We start from the raw sequence: 20,555 nt of genomic DNA on the forward strand, positions 1-20,555 counted from the left end.
GCCAACAATACCGACGGCAGACTTATACGTCGGACTGTGTTCACCCCTTAACCGCTTTCACGATCTTCTCGGCGCCGTCTTTCAGGTTGTCCGCCGCGATCACGTCCAGGCCAGAGGTGTTGATGATCTCTTTGCCCTTCTCGACATTGGTGCCTTCCAGGCGCACGACCAGCGGAACCTGCAGGCCGACCTCTTTCACCGCGGCGACAACGCCCTCGGCGATGACGTCGCAGCGCATGATGCCGCCGAAAATGTTGACCAGAATGCCTTTGACGTTCGGGTCCGAGGTGATGATCTTGAACGCCTCGGTCACTTTTTCCTTGGTCGCACCGCCGCCCACGTCGAGGAAGTTGGCAGGCTCGGCACCATAGAGCTTGATGATGTCCATCGTTGCCATCGCCAGGCCGGCGCCGTTGACCATACAGCCGATCTCGCCATCCAGCGCGATGTAGTTCAGGTCGTATTTGCTGGCTTCCAGTTCCTTGGGGTCTTCCTCGGTCGTGTCGCGCAGTTCGGCGATATCCGGGTGTCGATAGACCGCGTTGCCGTCAAAGCCGACCTTGGCATCCAGCACTTTCAGGTCGCCGCTGTCCGAGACGATCAGCGGGTTGATTTCCAGCATCTCCATATCCTTCTCGACGAAGGCGTTATAGAGCTGGTTCATCAGCTTGACACATTGCTTGACCTGCGCGCCTTGCAGACCCAGCGAAAAGGCGATCCGGCGGCCATGATAGGGCTGATAGCCGGTGGCCGGGTCCACCGAGAAGGACAGGATTTTCTCAGGCGTGGCGGCAGCCACTTCTTCGATGTCCATGCCGCCTTCGGTGGAGCAAACGAACGAGATGCGGCTGGTTTGGCGGTCCACCAGCAGGGCCAGGTACAGCTCGCGTTCGATGCCCGAACCGGCCTCGATATAAATACGGTTGACCTGCTTGCCCGCCGGGCCGGTCTGATGGGTCACCAGCGTGCGGCCCAGCATCTTCTTGGCTTCCTCGGCGGCTTCTTCAACCGATTTGGTCAGACGGACACCGCCTTTGTCACCCGCGTCAGCTTCCTTGAACGAACCCTTGCCACGGCCGCCCGCGTGGATCTGTGCCTTGACGACCCAAAGTGGCCCGTCCAATTCACCGGCTGCGGTTTTGGCTTCCTCGGCGCGCAATACGGCGCGGCCATCGGATACCGGTGCGCCATAGCTGCGAAGAAGGGCTTTGGCCTGATATTCGTGAATGTTCATCGAAAGTGTCCCGTCTGACTGCGAATTTATCCGTTATAGGGGCGTCTAGTGGTCAAGTTTAAAGGGTTTTTTTATGGGAGCGCTGTTTTTTACGAAGATTTTCACTATTTGTGATCACAGCATTTTGGGGTGTGATCACAAAACCGAATAACCTGCACTCTTGACGAGTCAGGACCAGTATCGATTCTGCCAGATCCACATCAGTACAGTTGCGGCACCAACCAAAAAGAAAGGAAACGTTCTTTCCAACGCCATACTCAGCAGTTCCATCCAGGGAAGGTCAGTTTGAACGGCCGTCAAAATAGCAAACATCATGAAGAGCGTTCCGAACACACCACAGAGAAAGCACAGCACGAAATAGCACGGCAGGATTACGCGCGCCCAATCTCGCGCAGTGGAGGAGTGTGAGGTTCGTATGAATGCCAGACATAGAATTGGCACGGCCAACAAAAAAACAGTGAGTTTGAATGACATAATTACCGGAAAGAATGATGCTCGAATGCGATAGGTATGAAAGAAAATGCGCGCCGAAAAGCGCGCATTCAAGTCGTGGGTCCGGAATTCCAGACCTTATGCCAGCGAGCTGTCGATCCCCTTGCAAGCCTCGATCAGGCCCTTCACGGCGTTGACCGAATTGTCGAAACCGGCCTGCTCTTCCTCGTTCAGGGTGATATTGACGACCTTTTCGATGCCACCGGCACCGATGACGGTGGGCACGCCGACATACATGCCGCTGACACCCAGTTCGCCATCACAGTAGGCGGCGCAGGGCAGGACACGCTTTTGATCCTTCAGGTACGCTTCAGCCATTTCGATCGCCGACGTGGCCGGTGCATAATAGGCCGAGCCGGTTTTCAGCAGGCCAACGATTTCGGCACCACCGTCACGGGTGCGCTGCACGATGGCGTCCAGTTTGTCCTGCGTCGTCCAGCCCATCTTGACCAAATCAGGCAAGGGGATACCAGCGACGGTCGAATAACGCACCGACGGTACCATGGTGTCGCCGTGACCGCCCAGTACGAAGGCGGTGACGTCGCGCATCGACACTTCGAACTCTTCGGCCAGGAAGTGGCGGAAGCGGGCCGAGTCCAATACGCCAGCCATGCCGCAGACCTTGTTGTGCGGCAGGCCCGAGAATTCGCGCAAGGCCCAGACCATCGCGTCCAACGGGTTTGTGATGCAGATGACGAATGCATCAGGCGCGTTGGCCGCGATGCCTTCACCGACCGATTTCATGACCTTCAGGTTGATGCCCAGCAGGTCGTCGCGGCTCATTCCCGGTTTGCGGGGCACACCGGCGGTGACGATGCATACGTCGGCGCCTGCGATGTCCTCATAGGATTGGGTGCCTTTCAGTTGGGCGTCGAACCCTTCCGCGGGTCCGGATTCGGCAATGTCCAGCGCCTTGCCTTCCGGGATGCCTTCGGCGATGTCGAACAGCACGACGTCACCAAGTTCTTTCATTGCTGCGAGGTGGGCGAGCGTGCCGCCGATCTGACCTGCGCCGATCAGCGCGATCTTGGGTCTGGCCATTTGGATTGTCTCCGGTCGGTTTTGAAATCGCGATTTTGCTAGTCGTTTAAACGGCATTGCGCAAGTGTTCTGCGGCGCGGCATGCGACCGCATACCGTTTGCGCTGCATACGCTGATTGCGCTAAAGGGCCATCATAGCAAGCTGTTCCGGGGCCGCCGCATGTTCGAATTGAACCTGATGTTTTTTGCTGTGGCAATCCCGGCGGTGATCTTTGCGGGTATCTCAAAAGGCGGCTTCGGGTCGGGCGTGGCCTTTGCGTCCTCGTCGATTCTGGCTTTGATACTGGAGCCGGGGCAGGCGTTGGCACTCATGCTGCCCATCCTGATGATCATCGATGTCGCGACTCTGCGGCCCTATTGGAAACGTTGGAGCTGGCAGGATTCGCGCCTTCTGATGTTGGGTGCGGTGCCCGGTGTGGCGCTGGGCGCATGGCTGTTTCGCGCCACCAACGACGACCTGCTGCGCCTGTTGATCGGAGGGATTTCCGTCGGTTTCGTCGTCTGGCACATCTCTCAGTCGCGTGGCTGGGTGCGCGGGTTCGCCAATCGCCTGCCGCCGCCTGCGGGATTGTTTGCCGGTCTCGTTGCCGGGTTTACCAGTTTCGTCAGCCATGCTGGCGGGCCGCCAGCCGCGGTCTATCTGTTGTCGCAACGTCTTTCGAAAACCGAGTTTCAGGCCACCACGGTTCTGGTGTTCTGGGTCATCAATGCTGCGAAGTTCGTTCCGTACGCCTTTTTAGGCCTGTTTACATGGCACACAGCGTGGGCCGATTTGTTGTTGGCGCCATTTGCGGTGATTGGCGCTTGGTTGGGCGTCCGGGCGCATTGGATGGTGTCCGAGCGCCTGTTTTTTGGAATTGCCTATGTTCTGCTGACCATTACGGGAAGCAAGCTGATCTGGGATGCGCTGACCTGACACTCAGGTATTGGGTGGCAGCGCCTCGGCCAGCGTTTCGTAAGACTGACCCGAGGCAACAAGGCAGGTTGTGCCATCCGGCAGGGTCACAGTGATTGTCCAACTACCAGTGACGTCCGAGGCAAAAACCTCCATCACCGCACCCTGGCGTGCGAGTCCGATCCCCCTGCGTGTTTCGCCATAGGTCTCTGCCAGTTGTTCAATCACGTCGGTGCGCGGTGCACATTGGCGGGTCTGAGCGTTCAATTGCTGCGCCGCCAGTGCCGCGATGCCCAAGCCCATTGTCATCTTGATCATAGTGGAATTCATGTCGGTCCCCTTTTCACCTGCAGCCGAAAGGGTGACGGGACGATGAAGAATTTCCGTTAAGGCAACGCCCGTTGCGCCGCACCGGCGGGAATGCTGCATTGCGGCAATTTTCCACTTGAACTTTCCGGAAAAAAATGCCCCATTTCGCGCAACTTTATTTCAAAGGGAAAAATCAATGGATCCCCGTCAGCGCCCGTACCGTTCGGTTCTTTATATTCCCGGCTCGAAAGAGCGGGCTTTGGACAAGGCGCGCACCCTGCCCGTGGATGCGATCATCTTCGACCTGGAAGACGCGGTTGCTGCCGATGAAAAGAACAACGCCCGCGCAACGCTCAAGGCCGCATTGGAAGCAGGTGGATTTGGCGCACGGTTCAAAATCGTTCGAATCAATGGGCTCGATACTGAATGGGGGCAGGCGGATGCAGAGGCGGTGCGTGAGATGGGCGCTGATGTGGTGTTGCTTCCCAAGGTCAACAGGGCCGCAGATGTGGACGCACTGGCTGCGATCACTGGCGATCTTCCGATCTGGGCCATGATGGAAACCCCCCGGGGGATGTTGAACGCTGCCGAAATTGCGGCGCATCCCTTGATGGCGGGATTTGTCATGGGCACAAATGATTTGGCCAAGGAACTGCAAACCCGGTTCCGCCCCGACAGAATGCCGTTGATGACCTCTTTGGGTCTGTGTCTGCTGGCCGCCAAGGCCGAAGGGTTGATAATCGTCGACGGTGTCTACAATGCGTTCAAAGATGGCGATGGTTTGGCCGCTGAATGTGCGCAAGGGCGCGACATGGGCTTTGACGGCAAGACCCTGATCCATCCTGCACAGGTGGATATCGCCAATGCGGCCTACGCCCCGTCAGACGTGGAAATAGACCTTGCCCGCCGCCAGATCGCGGCGTTTGAAGAGGTCGAGGCGCAAGGGCAGGGGGTCGCCGTCGTCGACGGCAAAATCGTTGAAAACCTACACGTTGTAACTGCCCGCGAAATTCTGGCAAAAGCAGAGGCGATTGTAGCTTTGCAAGCGGGGTAAGCCAGCATGGGCTTTGTTCTTCTGATCCTTGGCGTGGCGCTTTGGTGGGCCGCGCATTTGTTCAAACGCGTGATGCCCGAACGGCGTGCCGCGATGGGCGATGCCGGGAAAGGCGCAGTGGCACTGGCACTGGCCGCCGCCATCCTGTTGATGATCTTCGGATATAGGATGACCGATACGATCTTTGTCTGGGCGCCTCCGACATTCATGATCCATATCAACAATCTGCTGGTGCTGATCGCGATCTTCATGATGAGTCCTGCCGGAACCAAAGGCAAACTCCTCAACAAAATGCGCCATCCGATGCTGACCGGTTTCAAGACATGGGCCTTTGCGCACTTGCTGGTGAATGGCGATTTGGCCTCGATCATTCTGTTCGGCGGGCTTCTGGCATGGGCTGTCGTCGAAGTGATCGTGATCAACCGAGCAGAACCCGAATGGACCCCCGGCGAGCCGGGCACGTACGGCAAGGACGCTATGTTCTTTGTCGCTTCCATCGTGTTGTTCGGGATCATCGGTTATGTTCATGGGTTGGTCGGACCCTCGCCTTTCCCCTCGTAAGGAGCTGACATTATGGCAAAACTCTATCGACTCCTGACCGAGGAGGATACGTCCGCCTTCTGTCACAAGGTCTCCGATGCGCTGGCCAAAGGGTGGGAGCTGCACGGTTCCCCCTCCTACGCATTCGATGCGGCAAGCAATGTCATGCGCTGCGCGCAGGCGGTTATCAAAGAGGTCGAGGCCGACTATTCACCTGACATGAAACTGGGGCAGCAGTAATGGCAAAAACCAATCCGGGTCACTTCTTCGAGGATTATTCAGTCGGACAGGTACTGCACCACGCAGTGCCCCGCACCGTGACAGAGGGCGAACGCGCGCTCTATCACGCGCTCTACCCGGCGCGGCACGCGCTTTATTCCTCGGACGAATTCGCCCGGAATTGCGGTTTGCCGCAAAGTCCGGTTGACGATCTGGCAGCATTCCATGTGGTCTTTGGCAAGACCGTGCCGGACATATCGCTAAATGCGGTGGCCAATCTGGGCTATGCCGAGGGTCGGTGGCTGAAACCGGTCTATCCCGGCGATACGCTGCGGTCGGAATCCGAGGTTATCGGTCTCAAGCAGAACTCGAATGGCAAAACGGGGGTTGTTTGGGTTCGAACTCGGGGCCTGAACCAGCGCGACGAAGTGGTGATCGAGTATGTGCGATGGGTCATGGTGCGCAAATCGAACCCTGATGCGCCGGCACCCGAAACTTTGGTGCCCGAGCTGAAGAATGCATTGGGCGCGCAGGATCTTGTGGTCCCGCAGGGGCTGGATTTTTCAAACTACGATTTTGAGCAGGCAGGCGAGGCGCATCGCTGGGGCGATTATGAAATCGGTGAAACAATCGACCATGTCGACGGTGTCACGGTCGAAGAGGCCGAGCACATGCTGGCAACCCGGCTGTGGCAGAACACAGCCAAGGTGCATTTTGACCTGACCTTCCGCCCCGAAGGCCGTCTGATTTATGGCGGCCACGTGATTTCAATGGCCCGAACCTTGTCCTTCAACGGCCTGGCGAACGCGCAGATGATCGTTGGCCTGAACGGCGGGGCGCATGCAAATCCCTGCTTTGCCGGCGACACGATCAAGGCATGGTCCGAGGTTTTGGATAAGGCAGAAACACATGTTCCGGGTGTCGGCGCCCTTCGCCTGAGATTGGTTGCGACCAAAGGTGGTGATCCTTTCGCCTTGCGAAACGAAGGCGGTAAGTACCTGCCCGAGGTACTGTTGGACCTCGATTATTGGGCATTGATGCCGGTTTGACCTGATGAACTGCTGATCCGAGGTTACATTCATTTGAATGCAGCCCGCGCCAATCGTGCTAGGCTGCAGGTATGAAAGTGCTCCGTAATCTCGTGGCGTGCCTGTGCCTGGCGCCACCTGCCGCGGCCTGTGAACTGGCGCTGGCATTGGCCGTCGACGTGTCGGGCTCGGTGGATTCAACGGAGTTTCGGATTCAGATGGACGGTCTGGCCGCTGGCTTGCGTGACCCAGTCGTTTCCGAAGCATTGGTACGGGGACAGGCACATCTGATGCTTGTGCAATGGACCGGCAGCTCGCGCCAGCGCGTGACGATTCCCTGGACCCGAATTGACAGTTTCGCGACGCTGGATCACTTCGCCGAGCAAGTCGCGAAAGATCCGCGCGTGTGGCGCAATTTCTCTACGGCCATCGGCGAGGCGCTCGAGGTTACAGTGTCCAGTTTCGATGCCGTGTCGGAATGCAGCAGGCATCTTATTGATCTGTCGGGGGACGGTATTTCGAACGAAGGGGTGGAACCATCTGAGATGCGCGACCTGTTGCGCGACCGCGGCATTACGGTGAATGCCATCGCCATTGAAGAAAGCGAGCCGGACCTGACGGCCTATTTTTTTGAGAATGTGATCGTCGGCGAAGGCGCCTTTGTCGTTTCGGCAGCCGGCTTTTCCGATTATCCCGAGCGCATACGAAAAAAGCTGCTACGAGAAGTGACACAGCAAACTGCCCGGCTGAAATAACCGGATTGCAGATTCGTGATCACATTGCTTTGGCATTGAAAACGCTAACATAGGCACGGCTGAATGAGATTTGTGATCACGACATTATTTTGTGTGATCACAATTGCACATAATACGTCAAATTGGGCCGAATTTAGTGATTTTTGCACTTGCAGCACGTGACAGAGTCGCAAAAAGCGGTAAAACGTTCGGTAGCCAACCGAAAAGGAGCCGCCATGGCCGATGTAAATCGGGGCAACCGCCCGCTATCTCCGCACTTGTCGATCTATCGTCCACAATTGACCTCGGTCACATCCATTCTGACGCGAATCACGGGAAACGCAATGATCGTGACGGCGCTGCTGATCGTCTGGTGGTTTCTCGCTGCCGCGACTTCGCCCGAAGCGTTCGAGCGCGCGAACTGGTGGTTGACTTCGGTTCTGGGCGATCTGGTGATGGCTTTGTCACTGTGGGGTATTTGGTATCACACACTGGCTGGCGTGCGGCATCTGATCTGGGACAACGGGATCGGATTGGATCTTCCGACTGCCTATAAGCTGGGTTGGGCCGTTGTGATCGGATCGGTGGTCCTGACCCTGTTGACCTTGTTGATCGTCGGATAAAGGAGGCCTGACATGCGTTATCTGACCGACCGCAAACGCGCGATTGGCCTTGGTTCAGCCAAGTCCGGCACCGCACATTTCTGGAGCATGAAAGTCAGCTCGGTTGCGCTGCTGATCCTTGTTCCATTGTTTATCTTCACATTTGGTCCGATATTGGGCCAGCCCTATGATGTCGTGTTGGACTACTACTCGCGTCCGTTCCCGGCCATTGTCGCTGCGCTGACGTTGATTGTCGGCTTCAAGCACTTTGCCAGTGGCGCACAGGTGATGTTGGAAGACTATGTCCACGGCACCATGGAAAAGGTGCTGATTATCCTGACCATCTGTTTGTCCTATGGCGCTGCTGCTGCCGGTGTTTTCGCCATCGCGCGCATTGCCCTTTAATCCCCGGAGCTGAAAGAAATGGCTGCATACGAATACGAAACGCATGAATATGACGTGGTCGTTGTCGGCGCCGGTGGGGCCGGTCTGCGAGCGACGCTGGGAATGGCGGAGCAGGGGTTGCGCACCGCCTGCGTGACCAAGGTTTTCCCGACCCGATCTCATACAGTAGCGGCGCAGGGTGGTATCGCTGCATCTTTGTCGAATATGGGCCCCGACCATTGGCAATGGCACATGTATGACACCGTCAAGGGGTCTGATTGGCTGGGCGACACCGACGCGATGGAATATCTGGCACGCGAGGCGCCCAAGGCCGTTTATGAGCTGGAGCACTACGGTGTTCCGTTCAGCCGGACCGAAGAAGGCAAGATCTACCAGCGCCCCTTTGGCGGCCACACCACGGAATTCGGCGAAGGCCCCGCCGTGCAGCGCACCTGTGCCGCCGCTGACCGGACCGGTCACGCGATCCTGCACACGCTGTACGGTCAATCGCTGAAGAACAACGCCGAGTTCTATATCGAATACTTCGCCATCGACCTGGTCATGTCCGAAGACGGGCAATGTCAGGGCGTCGTCTGCTGGAAGCTGGACGACGGCACGATGCATGTTTTCAACGCCAAGATGGTGGTGTTGGCGACCGGCGGCTACGGTCGCGCCTATTTCAGCGCAACCTCGGCCCATACCTGTACCGGCGACGGCGGCGGCATGGTGGCCCGCGCGGGTCTGGCCCTGCAGGACATGGAGTTCGTGCAGTTCCACCCCACCGGCATCTATGGTTCGGGCTGCCTGATCACCGAAGGCGCACGCGGCGAGGGCGGTTACCTGACCAATTCGGAAGGTGAGCGGTTCATGGAGCGCTACGCGCCTCAGTACAAGGACCTCGCGCCGCGCGATTATGTCTCGCGCTCGATGACTATGGAAATTCGTGAAGGTCGCGGGCACGGGGATGACGGGGACCATATACACCTGAACCTCAGCCACCTTCCAGCAGAAGCGTTGGCCGAGCGTTTGCCGGGGATTTCGGAATCGGCCCGCGTATTTGCCGGTGTTGACGTCACCAAAGAGCCGATCCCCGTTCTGCCGACCGTGCACTACAATATGGGTGGTATTCCGACGAACTATTGGGGTGAGGTTCTGAACCCGACGCCTGAAAACCCGACAGCGGTAGTTCCGGGTCTGATGGCAGTTGGCGAGGCCGGGTGCGCTTCGGTCCACGGCGCGAACCGTTTGGGTTCAAACTCGTTGATCGACCTTGTGGTATTCGGGCGTGCCGCAGCGATCCGGGCCGGAAAGGTCGTGGATGCCACGGCGCCGAACCCTGTTCTGAACCAGGCGTCGGTTGACAAGGCGTTTGACCGCTTCGACGCGATCCGCAACGCCAACGGAGCGATCCCGACGGCCGATCTGCGGCTTGAGATGCAGAAAACGATGCAATCGGACGCGGCCGTATTCCGCACGGCCAAAACCATGGCCGAAGGTGTCGAGAAAATGACCGCAATCGCGGCCAAGATGGACGACCTGAAGGTTTCCGACCGCTCGCTGGTCTGGAACAGTGACCTGATGGAGACGCTGGAACTGACCAATCTGATGCCGAGTGCCCTGGCCACGATCGTGGGCGCCGAGGCGCGCAAGGAATCCCGTGGTGCCCACGCGCATGAGGACTACACCGAGCGTGATGACGAAAACTGGCGTGTTCACACGGTGTCCCGCGTCGAAGGCAACAAGGTTGAGCTGAGCTATCGCCCCGTGATCGTCGATCCGCTGACGACCGAGGATGAAGGCGGCATCAGCCTGAATAGAATCGCGCCCAAGGCGCGGACGTTCTAAGGAGAGGAACCCATGGTACAACTGACCCTCCCCAAGAATTCCCGGATCACCACCGGCAAGACCTGGCCCAAGCCGGAAGGCGCGACCAATACTCGCAAATTCCAGATCTACCGCTGGAACCCGGAAGACGGGCAGAACCCGCGCGTCGACACTTATTTCGTCGACATGGATACCTGCGGGCCGATGGTTCTGGATGCGCTGATCAAGATCAAAAACGAGATCGACCCGACCCTGACCTTCCGCCGCTCGTGCCGCGAGGGAATCTGCGGATCCTGTGCGATGAATATCGACGGGATCAATACGCTGGCCTGTATCTACGGAATGGATGAGATCAAGGGCGACGTGAAAATCTATCCGCTGCCGCACATGCCGGTGGTCAAGGATCTTATCCCGGACCTGACACATTTTTATGCGCAGCACGCCAGCATCATGCCGTGGCTGGAAACCAAAACCAATCGGCCCGCGAAAGAGTGGAAGCAATCCATCGAAGATCGCAAGAAACTGGACGGCCTTTATGAGTGTGTGATGTGCGCCAGCTGCTCTACGTCTTGCCCCAGCTACTGGTGGAACGGGGATCGGTATCTTGGCCCTGCTGCTCTGCTGCATGCTTATCGCTGGATCATCGACAGTCGTGACGAGGCGACAGGTGAACGGTTGGACGATCTGGAAGATCCATTCAAACTGTATCGCTGCCACACGATCATGAACTGCGCCAAGACGTGCCCCAAAGGGTTGAACCCGGCCAAGGCAATTGCAGAGATCAAGAAGATGATGGTCGAACGGGCGGTTTAACCACCCACGACCCCTGCGCTTGCCGGTCTGCGGCAGGCGCAACCCCAGTCTGCAATATTGGGCGATGCGCGCACCGATTATCAGGACTATCTTTCCGCTTGGGGAGGAGTGATTGGATCAATACGGGATCACTCCGATGGACACGAAAAACACGAAAACGCAGGCTGAAGAAGCGCTGGAGTTGCTCGAGCAGGCTTGGGCCTATTACTCGCCTGAAGCCACGCCAGTTGAAGCGGATCACGAGCCCGACCTGTTCGAATATGCCAATGCTGCTTAGCAGATGAACCCGTCACTTGGACGTCTGCACCACTTGAAATCCCTTCACTAATGGTGAAAGCAGAAGAATGCCTGTCCTTCTGCTTTTACTTGCTGCCGGTGTTTTTGCTTATTTCGTCTGGCGTGCGCGCACGTCGTCCTTGTCGCGCGATTGCCGGTGGAGACAGCACAGGGCCGAAGGCGTCTGGCGGTGCAGCTATTGCGGCGCAGTATCGCATTCCGACGCGCAACCTGTGCGATGCCTGAAAGACCAGTCTTGACGGTTCTACGTAACGGGGGTTTCGCGCGGCGCCAAACTGCTCCACTCTGCCGGCCATGTCAGATTCTGGAATCACCAATCGCCCGCCTGTGGATGCCGAAGCCCGTCGCGCTGTCGCTCCGGTAATATGCTACCCGAATGACAGTTTGCCCAAGCCGGATCTGGCCTGGATGCAATCAATTCGAAACGGCGCGACAAAGACTCATGATGTTCTGATCCCACCGCGCGAGGCGCGGTGTTTCGAGGTTCCGGCTGGAAGTTGTTTTAGAATTACATCGGTCGAGGGCCCGCAGGTTGGCGATTTGAACCTTTGGAACCTCAACGATCTGTCCGAACGGTTTTATTCAGGAAAAACCCGCGCCCTGCACGGCACTCACCTGACCACGGGCGAGCGGATGTGGTCCAGTTTCCCGTCTTTGCGTCCGATGGCCACAATCACAACGGATACGCTGGGTTGGTACGGTATCGATGAATTTGGTGGATCGGTTCATGATGTGATCGGAACGCGATGCGATCCGTATACGGGAAACCTGTTGTCCGGATCCCAATATCACCATTGCTGCCACTCTAATCTGACGCGGGCGCTAGCGGATCATCTGGGCATACCTCTTTCCGAGGCTGAGCCAGCGGTTCACGATGTTCTGAACGTTTTCATGTGTACCGGATTCACGCGGGATACCGGTCAGTATTTTATGAAAGCGTCACCTGTTCGGCCTGGCGATTATCTTGAGTTCTTTGCGGAAATCGACCTGCTCGGGAACCTCAGCGCCTGTCCGGGTGGTGATTGCTCGTCCGAGCATTCCTCGGACACGGCAGCATGTTACCCGCTGCTTGTCGAAGTTTTTGCTCCGGCCGATGGTGTATTGGACGAGTGGCAGAGCCCGGCCCGGAATGGATACGACGGTTCACACGGGCGATAGGCAATACTGAATCGGCAGGCGTGCAAATACGCCTGCCGACTTGTTCTCAGGCGCTCGGAAAGGCCGCTTGTAGTGCAATTTCCACCATGTCGCCAAAGCTGCTCTCGCGATCGGAAGAGGGCAGGGCTTCTCCGGTCAACAGGTGATCCGAGACAGTCAGAACGGCCAGAGCCCGGCATTTGTGGCGTGCCGCCAGAATGTAGAGTTCTGCGGCCTCCATCTCGACGCCCAAAATACCGTGGCGCACCATCTGTTCGTTGAGGTCAGGACGTTCGTCATAGAAAACGTCTGACGAATAAATTCCACCGACATGAGTCGGTGTGCCTTTCGCTGCTGCCGCCAAAGCCGCCGCCTGTAGCAAACCCCAATCGGCGCAGGGGGCGAAGTTGAGCTCTTTCATGATGCCGCGCGATGGCGTGCTGAGCGTGCTGGAGGTCATGGCAAGAATAACGTCTCGCAAGGCAACGCCATCCTGCATCCCGCCGCACGACCCGATGCGGATCAGCGTCTTGGCGCCATAGTCGCGGATCAATTCGTTGACGTAAATTGAAAGAGACGGCATTCCCATGCCGCTGCCCTGAATGGTGACCGGGTTTCCATTCCAAAAGCCGGTAAATCCCAGCATACCGCGAACATTATTTATTTGTTTTACGTCGCTCAGAAATGTTTCAGCAGCCCATTTTGCGCGATATGGATCACCCGGCAAAAGCACGGTTTCAGCGATTTCGCCCTTTTCGGCACCAATATGAATTGTCATTTTGACACAACGCCCCTAGGTCAAATTTCCAAATCGGAAATATCGGCACCGGCTTTCAACGCATCATGTACCCATTGCGGCTTGCGACCGCGCCCTGTCCAGGTTTGTTCCGGGTCCGCAGGGTTGCGATACTTCGGTTTGGCTTTTGTCCCTTTGGTCGAACGTTGTGACCCAGCGGCTAATTCCGACAATGAAAACCCGAATTCCGCCGCTGCTTTTTCCGCAGCTTTCAACGCTTCCTGACGTTCACGAGTTTCGGCCTTTTTTAAGGCTTTTTCAATTTGACCCCGTAATTCCAGCAATTCCTTGCGGGACATTTTTTCAAGGTTGATCCCCATCATTTCTCTCCGTGTTTGTCAGATAGAGCTTAAAACTGACGCGCACGGTAATTCCATTTGCGGATATTATCTATCCCCAATTAACCGCAAATAGCCTGAGATATGGGCGGAGAAAAACTATTCCGCTGCCAGATTTTGTGGATCTGCCAAGGATACGATGTCACCCATAATTGCATTCAGCTCGAAATTTTTTGGGGTGTACACTTTGGCAACGCCCATTTCTTTCAGCCTGTCGGCGTCTTCGTCGGGAATAATCCCGCCAACCACTACAGGAATGTCGGCAAGACCGGCCTCGGCCAGTCGGGTGATCACGTCCTGAACCAAGGGCAGATGGCTGCCGGACAGGATCGACAGGCCGATGACATGGGCGTCTTCCTCGGCGGCGGCGGTCACGATCTCTTCCGGGGTCAGGCGAATGCCCTCATAAGTGATGTCCATGCCGCAATCGCGAGCCCGGAAAGCGATTTGTTCCGCCCCGTTTGAATGGCCGTCGAGACCGGGTTTGCCAACCAGGAATTTCAGACGGCGTCCAAGATTGTCGCTGACCGCGTCAACCGCCGCGCGCAAGTCATCCAGCCCTTCGGTTTTGTTGGAGACGGAACCCGAAACCCCGGTGGGACCGCGATAGGTTCCATAAGCCTTGCGCATTTCTTCCGCCCATTCGCCGGTCGTGACACCAGCTTTGGCAGCCGCAATTGAAGGTTCCATCACATTGCCGCCCGTGCGGGCCGTTTCGCGCAGCGCCGCCAAAGCGTCGGCAACCGCGGCTTCGTCCCGTTCCGCCCGCCATGCGTTCAACCGCGTGATCTGTTCCTGCTCGACCGCCGGATCGACAACCATGATCCCGCCGTCTTCGGTCTGAAGGGGCGAGGGTTCGCCTTCGGTCCACTTGTTGACGCCGACAACAACGGTTTCGTTCCTTTCGATCCGGTTCAGGCGATCAGCGTTTGAATCGACAAGGCGCGATTTCATGTACTCGATTGAGGCGACGGCTCCGCCCATCGAATCAAGATTGGCCAGTTCCGCGCGTGCGCCTTCCTTCAGTTCTTCAACCTTGGCGTCGACAGCGGGGTTTCCGTCAAACAAATCATCGTATTCCAGCAGGTCGGTTTCGTAAGCCAGAATCTGTTGCATCCGCATCGACCATTGCTGATCCCATGGGCGTGGCAATCCCAGCGCTTCGTTCCATGCCGGCAGCTGAACGGCACGTGCGCGCGCCTTTTTTGAGAGAGTCACGGCCAGCATCTCGATCAGGATGCGGTAGACGTTGTTTTCCGGTTGCTGTTCGGTCAGGCCCAACGAGTTGACCTGAACGCCGTAACGGAACCGACGAAACTTGGGATCTTCCACACCGTAACGTTTTTGCAGAATTTCGTCCCAAAGATCGACAAATGCGCGCATTTTGCACATTTCGGTAACAAAGCGGATGCCTGCATTCACAAAGAACGAAATGCGCCCGCAGAGCGCCGGGAAATCCTCGGCTGGTACGCGCGGGCGCAGTTCGTCCAGAACGGCGATGGCTGTAGCCAATGCATAGGCCAGTTCCTGTTCCGGTGTCGCGCCGGCCTCTTGCAAATGGTAAGAGCAAACGTTCATCGGGTTCCATTTCGGAACGTTCGTGTAGCAGTATTCGGCCACATCCGCGATCATCTTCAACGACGGCTTCGGCGGGCAGACATACGTGCCGCGGCTCAGATACTCCTTGATCAGATCGTTCTGGACCGTGCCTTGCAGTTTCGAGACGTCCGCACCCTGTTCCTCGGCGACCGCAATATAAAGGGCCAAAAGCCAAGGCGCCGTGGCGTTGATGGTCATCGAGGTGTTCATCTGCTCCAGTGGAATCTGATCGAACAGGAGCCGCATGTCGCCCAGGTGACAGATCGGAACCCCAACCTTGCCGACTTCGCCCCGCGACAGGGTGTGGTCGCTGTCATACCCGGTCTGCGTCGGCAAATCGAAGGCCACCGACAATCCCGTCTGCCCCTTGGCCAGATTGCTACGGTACAGTGCGTTCGACGCCTGTGCGGTAGAGTGACCGGCGTATGTCCGGATGAGCCAGGGGCGATCTTTCTGCGACTGCGTCATGGTGCGGGCCTCGTGATCCAATGGGTAACAAAATTTCACACAGGGCCTCTAAAGCGCAATTTTATGGACATGTCAATTCGCTGCATCGCGGCATCTTTCTGTTTCTACAGATTGTGAGTGGTAGCGATTGGTGGCACTGTGCATCCATGACGCAGACCGTGGAACTTCCGCTTTGGCTGTTTGTGCTGATCGTGGTCTTTGCCACGATCACCTTCGCTTCGCATTTTCTTTTTCCTTCCGTACGTTGGTTCTTTCGCAGGCGTCTGGAACGCGCCGTTGCACGGCTCAACAAACGACTGCAACGCCCGATCCAGCCGTTCAAACTGGCGGAACGCCACGATATGATTCAAAGGCTGAGCTACGATCCTCAGGTCAGCAAGGCCGCGCAACGATACGCGCAGGAAGAAGGCGTGCCCGAGGCCGTGGCCTCGGAAATGGCTCGCCGGTATGCGCGTGAAATCGTGCCTTCTTTTTCAGCGACGATTTATTTCAGCATTGCCATTCGCCTGGCCCGGCTGCTGAGCAACACGTTCTACAAGGTCCGACTCGGCTACGAGGATGAAGAGGCCATCAACACGATCGATCCGCAGGCGACCGTGGTATTTGTGATGAACCACCGCAGCAATATGGACTATGTGCTGATCACCTACCTCGCCGCACGGCAATCGGCTTTGTCCTATGCGGTAGGTGAATGGGCCCGTGTCTGGCCGCTGAGCCGTCTGATCCGGGCTATGGGAGCATTTTTCATTAGGCGCAAATCCGGCAGTGATCTGTACCGGCAGGTATTGGCAAGTTATGTGCGTCATGCAACCGAAGCCGGCGTAACCCAAGCCATGTTTCCCGAAGGCGGGCTGAGTCTGACCGGGCAATTGGGCCGGCCGAAGCTGGGGCTTCTGAAATACATTACTGATGGCGCGGAACCCGAGGGCCGCGACGTTGTCTTTGTACCTGTCGCGCTGAATTACGACCGGGTGCTGGAAGATACGATACTGACGGCTGCAGCCCTTGGGACGGAACGGCGATTTCGGGCGCGGATCGGGGTGATCACACGTTGGACGCTGAAACAGATCTGGCGCCGTCTGATCGGGCGATATAAGCGGTTTGGTGTCGCCTCCGTCCGTTACGGTACACCAATTTCTTTGCGGGAATTCCGAAAGGAACACGAACGCGATCTGACCACCGACCTTGCACGCGAACTGATGCGACGAATTGCAGGAGCGATCCCATTTGCTCCCCTCCCTGCCGTGTGTCGTTTGGTGCGGGACAACGGTGAGGTTCGGGAAGATCACCTCACCGACCATCTATCTATGCTAATGGGTGACGATTTGACGGAAGAAGATCAGCAAACAGTTCGGGACGCAGTGGATCAACTGATAGATCGGCGTATTTTGTTGCGCGACCATGGTATCCTGCGGCCATCCGGGCAGCGCTCGGACCTGTTGTCTTACTATGCAGCCTCCTCTGCGCCTGGGGTGCAACCCCCTGATGCTGCAGGCGCGAAAGATCTTTCTGCATCCGCTGGGTCATAAAATTTCAAAATACGCACCAAAAACTGTTGCAATATTTCTCAGCGGTTAATATTTCATGCTGGGAAGGCCGCGATTCTGCGTCGCGGCGAGAACTGTCTAATAAAGGAGGCCAGTATGGCTTTGGACATCGACAGCGGCATCGCGTCGTACGAGGCGCCGGAAAAAGACCTCTATGAAATGGGTGAAATCCCTCCGATGGGATATGTGCCTAAACAGATGTATGCATGGGCCATCCGCAAGGAACGCCACGGCGAGCCCGACACTGCCATGCAGCTGGAGGTCGTGGATGTGCCCAAGCTGGACAGTCACGAGGTGCTGGTCCTCGTGATGGCGGCAGGCGTGAACTACAACGGTGTCTGGGCGTCGCTGGGTAAGCCGATCAGCCCGTTCGACGGCCATGGTCAGCCCTTCCACATCGCCGGTTCGGATGCTTCAGGCATTGTTTGGGCCGTTGGCGACAAGGTGAAGCGTTGGAAAGTCGGCGATGAGGTCGTGATTCACTGCAACCAGGACGATGGCGATGACGAGCATTGCAATGGCGGCGACCCGATGTACTCGCCCAGCCAGCGGATCTGGGGCTATGAGACACCCGATGGATCGTTTGCGCAGTTCACCAATGTTCAGGCGCAACAGCTGATGCCCCGCCCCAAGCATCTGACCTGGGAAGAAAGCGCCTGTTATACGCTGACGCTGGCAACCGCCTATCGGATGCTGTTCGGTCACGAGCCGCACGACCTGAAACCCGGCCAGAATGTTCTGGTTTGGGGTGCGTCCGGCGGTCTGGGCTCCTATGCGATCCAGCTGATCAACACAGCAGGCGCCAACGCAATCGGCGTGATCTCGGACGAAAGCAAGCGTGACTTTGTCATGGACCTGGGCGCCAAGGGCGTTCTGAACCGCAAGGACTTCAACTGCTGGGGGCAGTTGCCAACGGTCAACACGCCTGAATATGCCGAATGGTTCAAAGAGGCCCGCAAGTTCGGTAAGGCGATCTGGGATATCACCGGCAAAGGCGTCAACGTTGACATGGTCTTTGAACACCCGGGTGAGAGCACATTCCCTGTGTCGACATTTGTGGTCAAAAAGGGCGGTATGGTCGTGATCTGCGCCGGCACCACCGGATACAACCTGACCTTCGACGTGCGCTACATGTGGATGCATCAGAAACGTCTACAGGGTTCGCATTTTGCCCACCTGAAACAGGCGGCGTCCGCGAACCAGTTGATGGTTGAACGCCGTCTGGACCCATGCATGTCCGAGGTCTTCACCTGGAACGACCTGCCCGAGGCGCACATGAAAATGATGCGCAACGAACATAAGCCCGGCAACATGTCGGTACTGGTCCAGGCACCACGCACTGGCATGCGGACTCTGGAAGAGGTTCTTGCCGCTCGCGGTTGAGTACCAACGCATAAAACGAAACACCCGCACTGCGCCGAGCCGTTGTGCGGGTGTTTTGCGTTAATGAACTACTTATTGTCTTTACAAGGGCTTAATATCCGGAGACCCGCTATTTCTGGGGAGTAGAAAGCAGTGAATAGGCCAAATTAATGCACACATGTTATGGTTGTGTTAACCCTTCGTTAACTATTTCGGGGACACCCTGATGGCGCAAAATGAGTGGATACTGGACGTACTGTCGGACCTCAACGCCTTTGCGGTGGCGAACGGGTTGACCGCGCTTGCTGAACAGCTTGATGACACCAGGCTGATCGCCGCGGCCGAAATTGCGTCCATGCAGGATGAGGCACGGGCGCCCGCGAATGGTAACGAAATACGATTTGAGCCGGATCCCAGAGGATTTGGAAAACACCAGCACGCTTGAAGAGCTGACTGGTGTTGCCGTTCGTTTGCGGGATCGCCTGAAACTGGATCACATCATTTACCATTGGGTCGATGGCGCAGGGGATCAATACGGGTTCACGACCTACCCGGATGCGTGGGCCGAACGCTATCAGGACAGAAACTACCACCGGATTGATCCTGTCATTCTGGGATGCTTCCAGCGGTTCCATCCGGTGGACTGGAAACAGCTGGATTGGTCAGGCAAAGCCGCCCGCGCCTTCTTGCAGGACGCGAAGGATCATGGCGTAGGCAATCAGGGATATTCGATCCCTCTGCGCGGACCCAGTGGCCAGTTTGCACTTTTTACCGTGAACCACTCGTGCGATGATGACAGCTGGCAGGCATTTGTTGGGACATATGGACACGATCTGATCCTGATTGCACATTTTCTCAACCGCAAGGCGCTGGAATTCGCCAAGGACCGGCAACCAGAAAGCCGACGCGGGCTTTCCCCCCGAGAGATTGATGCGCTGACCTTGTTGGCGCTGGGCTACAGTCGCGCGCAGGTGGCCCATTCTCTGTCCATTTCCGAGCACACTTTGCGTGCTTACATCGAAAGCGCCCGCTCAAAGCTGGGCGCGCAAAACACAACCCATGCCATCGCCACGGCATTAAGCCGTGGGTTAATAGTGGTTTAAGCAACGCGCGTTGCTCTCACAGTAAATTAACCATGCCTTCGTACCCCCTTTGTTCCAGCCATTGGACGACAAGGGGATCAAGTCATGCTGCGCTATGTTTATGCCGATGAATTACACAAATATCCTGATTTGGCCGACGGGATGTTTCGGGACCGCGCCGACCAGTTCAAAACCCGACTGGGGTGGGACGTTCAGGTCGACAAGTTTGGACATGAACGTGATCAATATGACGATCTGAACCCGCTTTACGTCATCTGGGAAGAAGCTGACGGCAGCCATGGCGGTTCCATGCGGATACTGCCAACAACCGGACCTGTCATGGTAAATGACGTCTTTGGACACCTGACAGGCGGCAAACCTATTCGCAGCCCCCTGATCTGGGAGGTGACGCGATTCTGCCTCTCACGTACAGCAAGCCCGCATACCGCCGGGGCCATCATGCTCAGCGGTGGAGAAGTGATGGAGGGGTTCGGTCTGACTCATATCGCGGGTGTTTTCGATGCACGGATGATCCGTATCTATCGCCTGATCGGGTCGTCACCGACCGTTCTGGGATCTCAGGGCGAGGGACGGGAACAGATCTCGGTGGGCTTGTGGCCCTATTCGGCCGAGGACTGTAACAGGGTTGCGGAACGCGCCGGTATTCCGCGCGAGCTTTCGCGGCTGTGGTTCCGCACGGCATTCGGGAACGTGGCGCAGCATCGGTTTGCATTGTCTGCCTAAACGCGCGGAATTCGAA

24 protein-coding genes are annotated in these 20,555 nt (G+C 57.1%); 18 read left to right on the plus strand and 6 right to left on the minus strand.

The genetic code is table 11. The features are described from left to right. Positions 1 to 40: 40 nt before the first annotated feature. Positions 41 to 1,234, minus strand: coding sequence for an ADP-forming succinate--CoA ligase subunit beta (sucC, locus tag AC2TDJ_RS17900; RefSeq protein WP_480844041.1), 1,194 nt, complete (start codon positions 1,232 to 1,234; stop codon positions 41 to 43). A 570-nt stretch (positions 1,235 to 1,804) separates the two neighbouring features. After that, positions 1,805 to 2,767 carry a malate dehydrogenase gene (gene mdh / locus AC2TDJ_RS17905; RefSeq protein ID WP_480844042.1) on the minus strand — a complete coding sequence of 321 codons (963 nt, stop codon included), beginning with the start codon at positions 2,765 to 2,767 and terminating at the stop codon, positions 1,805 to 1,807. A 160-nt stretch (positions 2,768 to 2,927) separates the two neighbouring features. Between mdh and AC2TDJ_RS17910 the strand changes: the two genes are divergently transcribed. Continuing rightward, a complete protein-coding gene (locus AC2TDJ_RS17910; RefSeq protein WP_480844043.1) occupies positions 2,928 to 3,683 on the plus strand; it encodes a sulfite exporter TauE/SafE family protein in 756 nt (251 codons plus the stop codon). 3 nt (positions 3,684 to 3,686) lie between these two features. On the opposite strand, the gene AC2TDJ_RS17915 is transcribed toward AC2TDJ_RS17910, so the two are convergent. Next, complete coding sequence (locus AC2TDJ_RS17915; RefSeq protein WP_480844044.1) at positions 3,687 to 3,992, minus strand: hypothetical protein; 306 nt, start codon at positions 3,990 to 3,992, stop codon at positions 3,687 to 3,689. Between the two features lie 175 nt (positions 3,993 to 4,167). Between AC2TDJ_RS17915 and AC2TDJ_RS17920 the strand changes: the two genes are divergently transcribed. The 12 genes from AC2TDJ_RS17920 to AC2TDJ_RS17975 all read left to right on the plus strand — a co-directional run bounded on the left by AC2TDJ_RS17920 (position 4,168) and on the right by AC2TDJ_RS17975 (position 12,624). After that, positions 4,168 to 5,025, plus strand: a complete 858-nt coding sequence (locus tag AC2TDJ_RS17920) for an HpcH/HpaI aldolase/citrate lyase family protein (protein ID WP_480844045.1) — start codon at positions 4,168 to 4,170, stop codon at positions 5,023 to 5,025. Between the two features lie 6 nt (positions 5,026 to 5,031). Then, positions 5,032 to 5,586, plus strand: a complete 555-nt coding sequence (locus AC2TDJ_RS17925) for an NnrU family protein (RefSeq protein WP_480844046.1) — start codon at positions 5,032 to 5,034, stop codon at positions 5,584 to 5,586. A 12-nt stretch (positions 5,587 to 5,598) separates the two neighbouring features. Beyond that, complete coding sequence (locus AC2TDJ_RS17930) at positions 5,599 to 5,805, plus strand: DUF1737 domain-containing protein (RefSeq protein ID WP_480844047.1); 207 nt, start codon at positions 5,599 to 5,601, stop codon at positions 5,803 to 5,805. Next, the gene (locus AC2TDJ_RS17935; RefSeq protein ID WP_480844048.1) at positions 5,805 to 6,833 is read left to right on the plus strand and encodes a MaoC family dehydratase; all 1,029 of its coding nucleotides are present in this window, start codon (positions 5,805 to 5,807) and stop codon (positions 6,831 to 6,833) included. The genes AC2TDJ_RS17930 and AC2TDJ_RS17935 overlap by 1 nt, the downstream gene beginning before the upstream one ends. A 71-nt stretch (positions 6,834 to 6,904) precedes the next feature. Further along, complete coding sequence (locus AC2TDJ_RS17940) at positions 6,905 to 7,567, plus strand: DUF1194 domain-containing protein (RefSeq protein ID WP_480844049.1); 663 nt, start codon at positions 6,905 to 6,907, stop codon at positions 7,565 to 7,567. 215 nt (positions 7,568 to 7,782) lie between these two features. Then, entirely contained in the window at positions 7,783 to 8,169 is a 387-nt protein-coding gene (gene sdhC, locus AC2TDJ_RS17945) for a succinate dehydrogenase, cytochrome b556 subunit (protein WP_480844050.1), read from the plus strand. Positions 8,170 to 8,181: 12 nt separating this feature from the next. After that, the gene (gene sdhD, locus AC2TDJ_RS17950) at positions 8,182 to 8,553 is read left to right on the plus strand and encodes a succinate dehydrogenase, hydrophobic membrane anchor protein (protein ID WP_480844051.1); all 372 of its coding nucleotides are present in this window, start codon (positions 8,182 to 8,184) and stop codon (positions 8,551 to 8,553) included. 18 nt (positions 8,554 to 8,571) lie between these two features. Then, complete coding sequence (gene sdhA, locus AC2TDJ_RS17955; RefSeq protein ID WP_480844052.1) at positions 8,572 to 10,377, plus strand: succinate dehydrogenase flavoprotein subunit; 1,806 nt, start codon at positions 8,572 to 8,574, stop codon at positions 10,375 to 10,377. Between the two features lie 12 nt (positions 10,378 to 10,389). Beyond that, positions 10,390 to 11,169, plus strand: a complete 780-nt coding sequence (locus AC2TDJ_RS17960; protein WP_480844053.1) for a succinate dehydrogenase iron-sulfur subunit — start codon at positions 10,390 to 10,392, stop codon at positions 11,167 to 11,169. A 112-nt stretch (positions 11,170 to 11,281) separates the two neighbouring features. Beyond that, positions 11,282 to 11,446, plus strand: a complete 165-nt coding sequence (locus AC2TDJ_RS17965; RefSeq protein ID WP_480844054.1) for a hypothetical protein — start codon at positions 11,282 to 11,284, stop codon at positions 11,444 to 11,446. A gap of 50 nt (positions 11,447 to 11,496) precedes the next feature. Continuing rightward, positions 11,497 to 11,691, plus strand: a complete 195-nt coding sequence (locus AC2TDJ_RS17970; RefSeq protein WP_480844055.1) for a hypothetical protein — start codon at positions 11,497 to 11,499, stop codon at positions 11,689 to 11,691. 69 nt (positions 11,692 to 11,760) lie between these two features. Then, positions 11,761 to 12,624, plus strand: a complete 864-nt coding sequence (locus AC2TDJ_RS17975; RefSeq protein ID WP_480844056.1) for an urea carboxylase-associated family protein — start codon at positions 11,761 to 11,763, stop codon at positions 12,622 to 12,624. A gap of 46 nt (positions 12,625 to 12,670) precedes the next feature. Here the strand turns inward: AC2TDJ_RS17975 and deoD are convergent, their stop codons facing one another. The 3 genes from deoD to AC2TDJ_RS17990 form a co-directional block, all read right to left on the minus strand. Beyond that, positions 12,671 to 13,381, minus strand: coding sequence for a purine-nucleoside phosphorylase (gene deoD, locus AC2TDJ_RS17980; RefSeq protein WP_480844057.1), 711 nt, complete (start codon positions 13,379 to 13,381; stop codon positions 12,671 to 12,673). A gap of 20 nt (positions 13,382 to 13,401) precedes the next feature. Then, the gene (locus tag AC2TDJ_RS17985) at positions 13,402 to 13,719 is read right to left on the minus strand and encodes an H-NS histone family protein (RefSeq protein ID WP_480844168.1); all 318 of its coding nucleotides are present in this window, start codon (positions 13,717 to 13,719) and stop codon (positions 13,402 to 13,404) included. Positions 13,720 to 13,836: 117 nt separating this feature from the next. Beyond that, entirely contained in the window at positions 13,837 to 15,804 is a 1,968-nt protein-coding gene (locus tag AC2TDJ_RS17990; protein WP_480844058.1) for a protein meaA, read from the minus strand. A gap of 146 nt (positions 15,805 to 15,950) precedes the next feature. Between AC2TDJ_RS17990 and AC2TDJ_RS17995 the strand changes: the two genes are divergently transcribed. The 5 genes from AC2TDJ_RS17995 (at position 15,951) to AC2TDJ_RS18015 (ending at position 20,539) form a co-directional block, all read left to right on the plus strand. Beyond that, positions 15,951 to 17,333: a 1-acyl-sn-glycerol-3-phosphate acyltransferase gene (locus AC2TDJ_RS17995; RefSeq protein WP_480844059.1), complete on the plus strand. Its 1,383-nt coding sequence runs from the start codon at positions 15,951 to 15,953 to the stop codon at positions 17,331 to 17,333. A 114-nt stretch (positions 17,334 to 17,447) separates the two neighbouring features. Further along, positions 17,448 to 18,734, plus strand: a complete 1,287-nt coding sequence (gene ccrA, locus AC2TDJ_RS18000) for a crotonyl-CoA carboxylase/reductase (RefSeq protein ID WP_480844060.1) — start codon at positions 17,448 to 17,450, stop codon at positions 18,732 to 18,734. A gap of 205 nt (positions 18,735 to 18,939) precedes the next feature. Then, the gene (locus AC2TDJ_RS18005) at positions 18,940 to 19,158 is read left to right on the plus strand and encodes a hypothetical protein (protein ID WP_480844061.1); all 219 of its coding nucleotides are present in this window, start codon (positions 18,940 to 18,942) and stop codon (positions 19,156 to 19,158) included. After that, the gene (locus AC2TDJ_RS18010) at positions 19,097 to 19,816 is read left to right on the plus strand and encodes a helix-turn-helix transcriptional regulator (protein WP_480844062.1); all 720 of its coding nucleotides are present in this window, start codon (positions 19,097 to 19,099) and stop codon (positions 19,814 to 19,816) included. Before AC2TDJ_RS18005 ends, AC2TDJ_RS18010 begins: the two co-directional genes overlap by 62 nt. A gap of 84 nt (positions 19,817 to 19,900) precedes the next feature. After that, positions 19,901 to 20,539 carry an acyl-homoserine-lactone synthase gene (locus AC2TDJ_RS18015; protein ID WP_480844063.1) on the plus strand — a complete coding sequence of 213 codons (639 nt, stop codon included), beginning with the start codon at positions 19,901 to 19,903 and terminating at the stop codon, positions 20,537 to 20,539. Positions 20,540 to 20,555: the final 16 nt, after the last annotated feature.

This window comes from Ruegeria sp. HKCCD6647-2 (assembly GCF_057221075.1).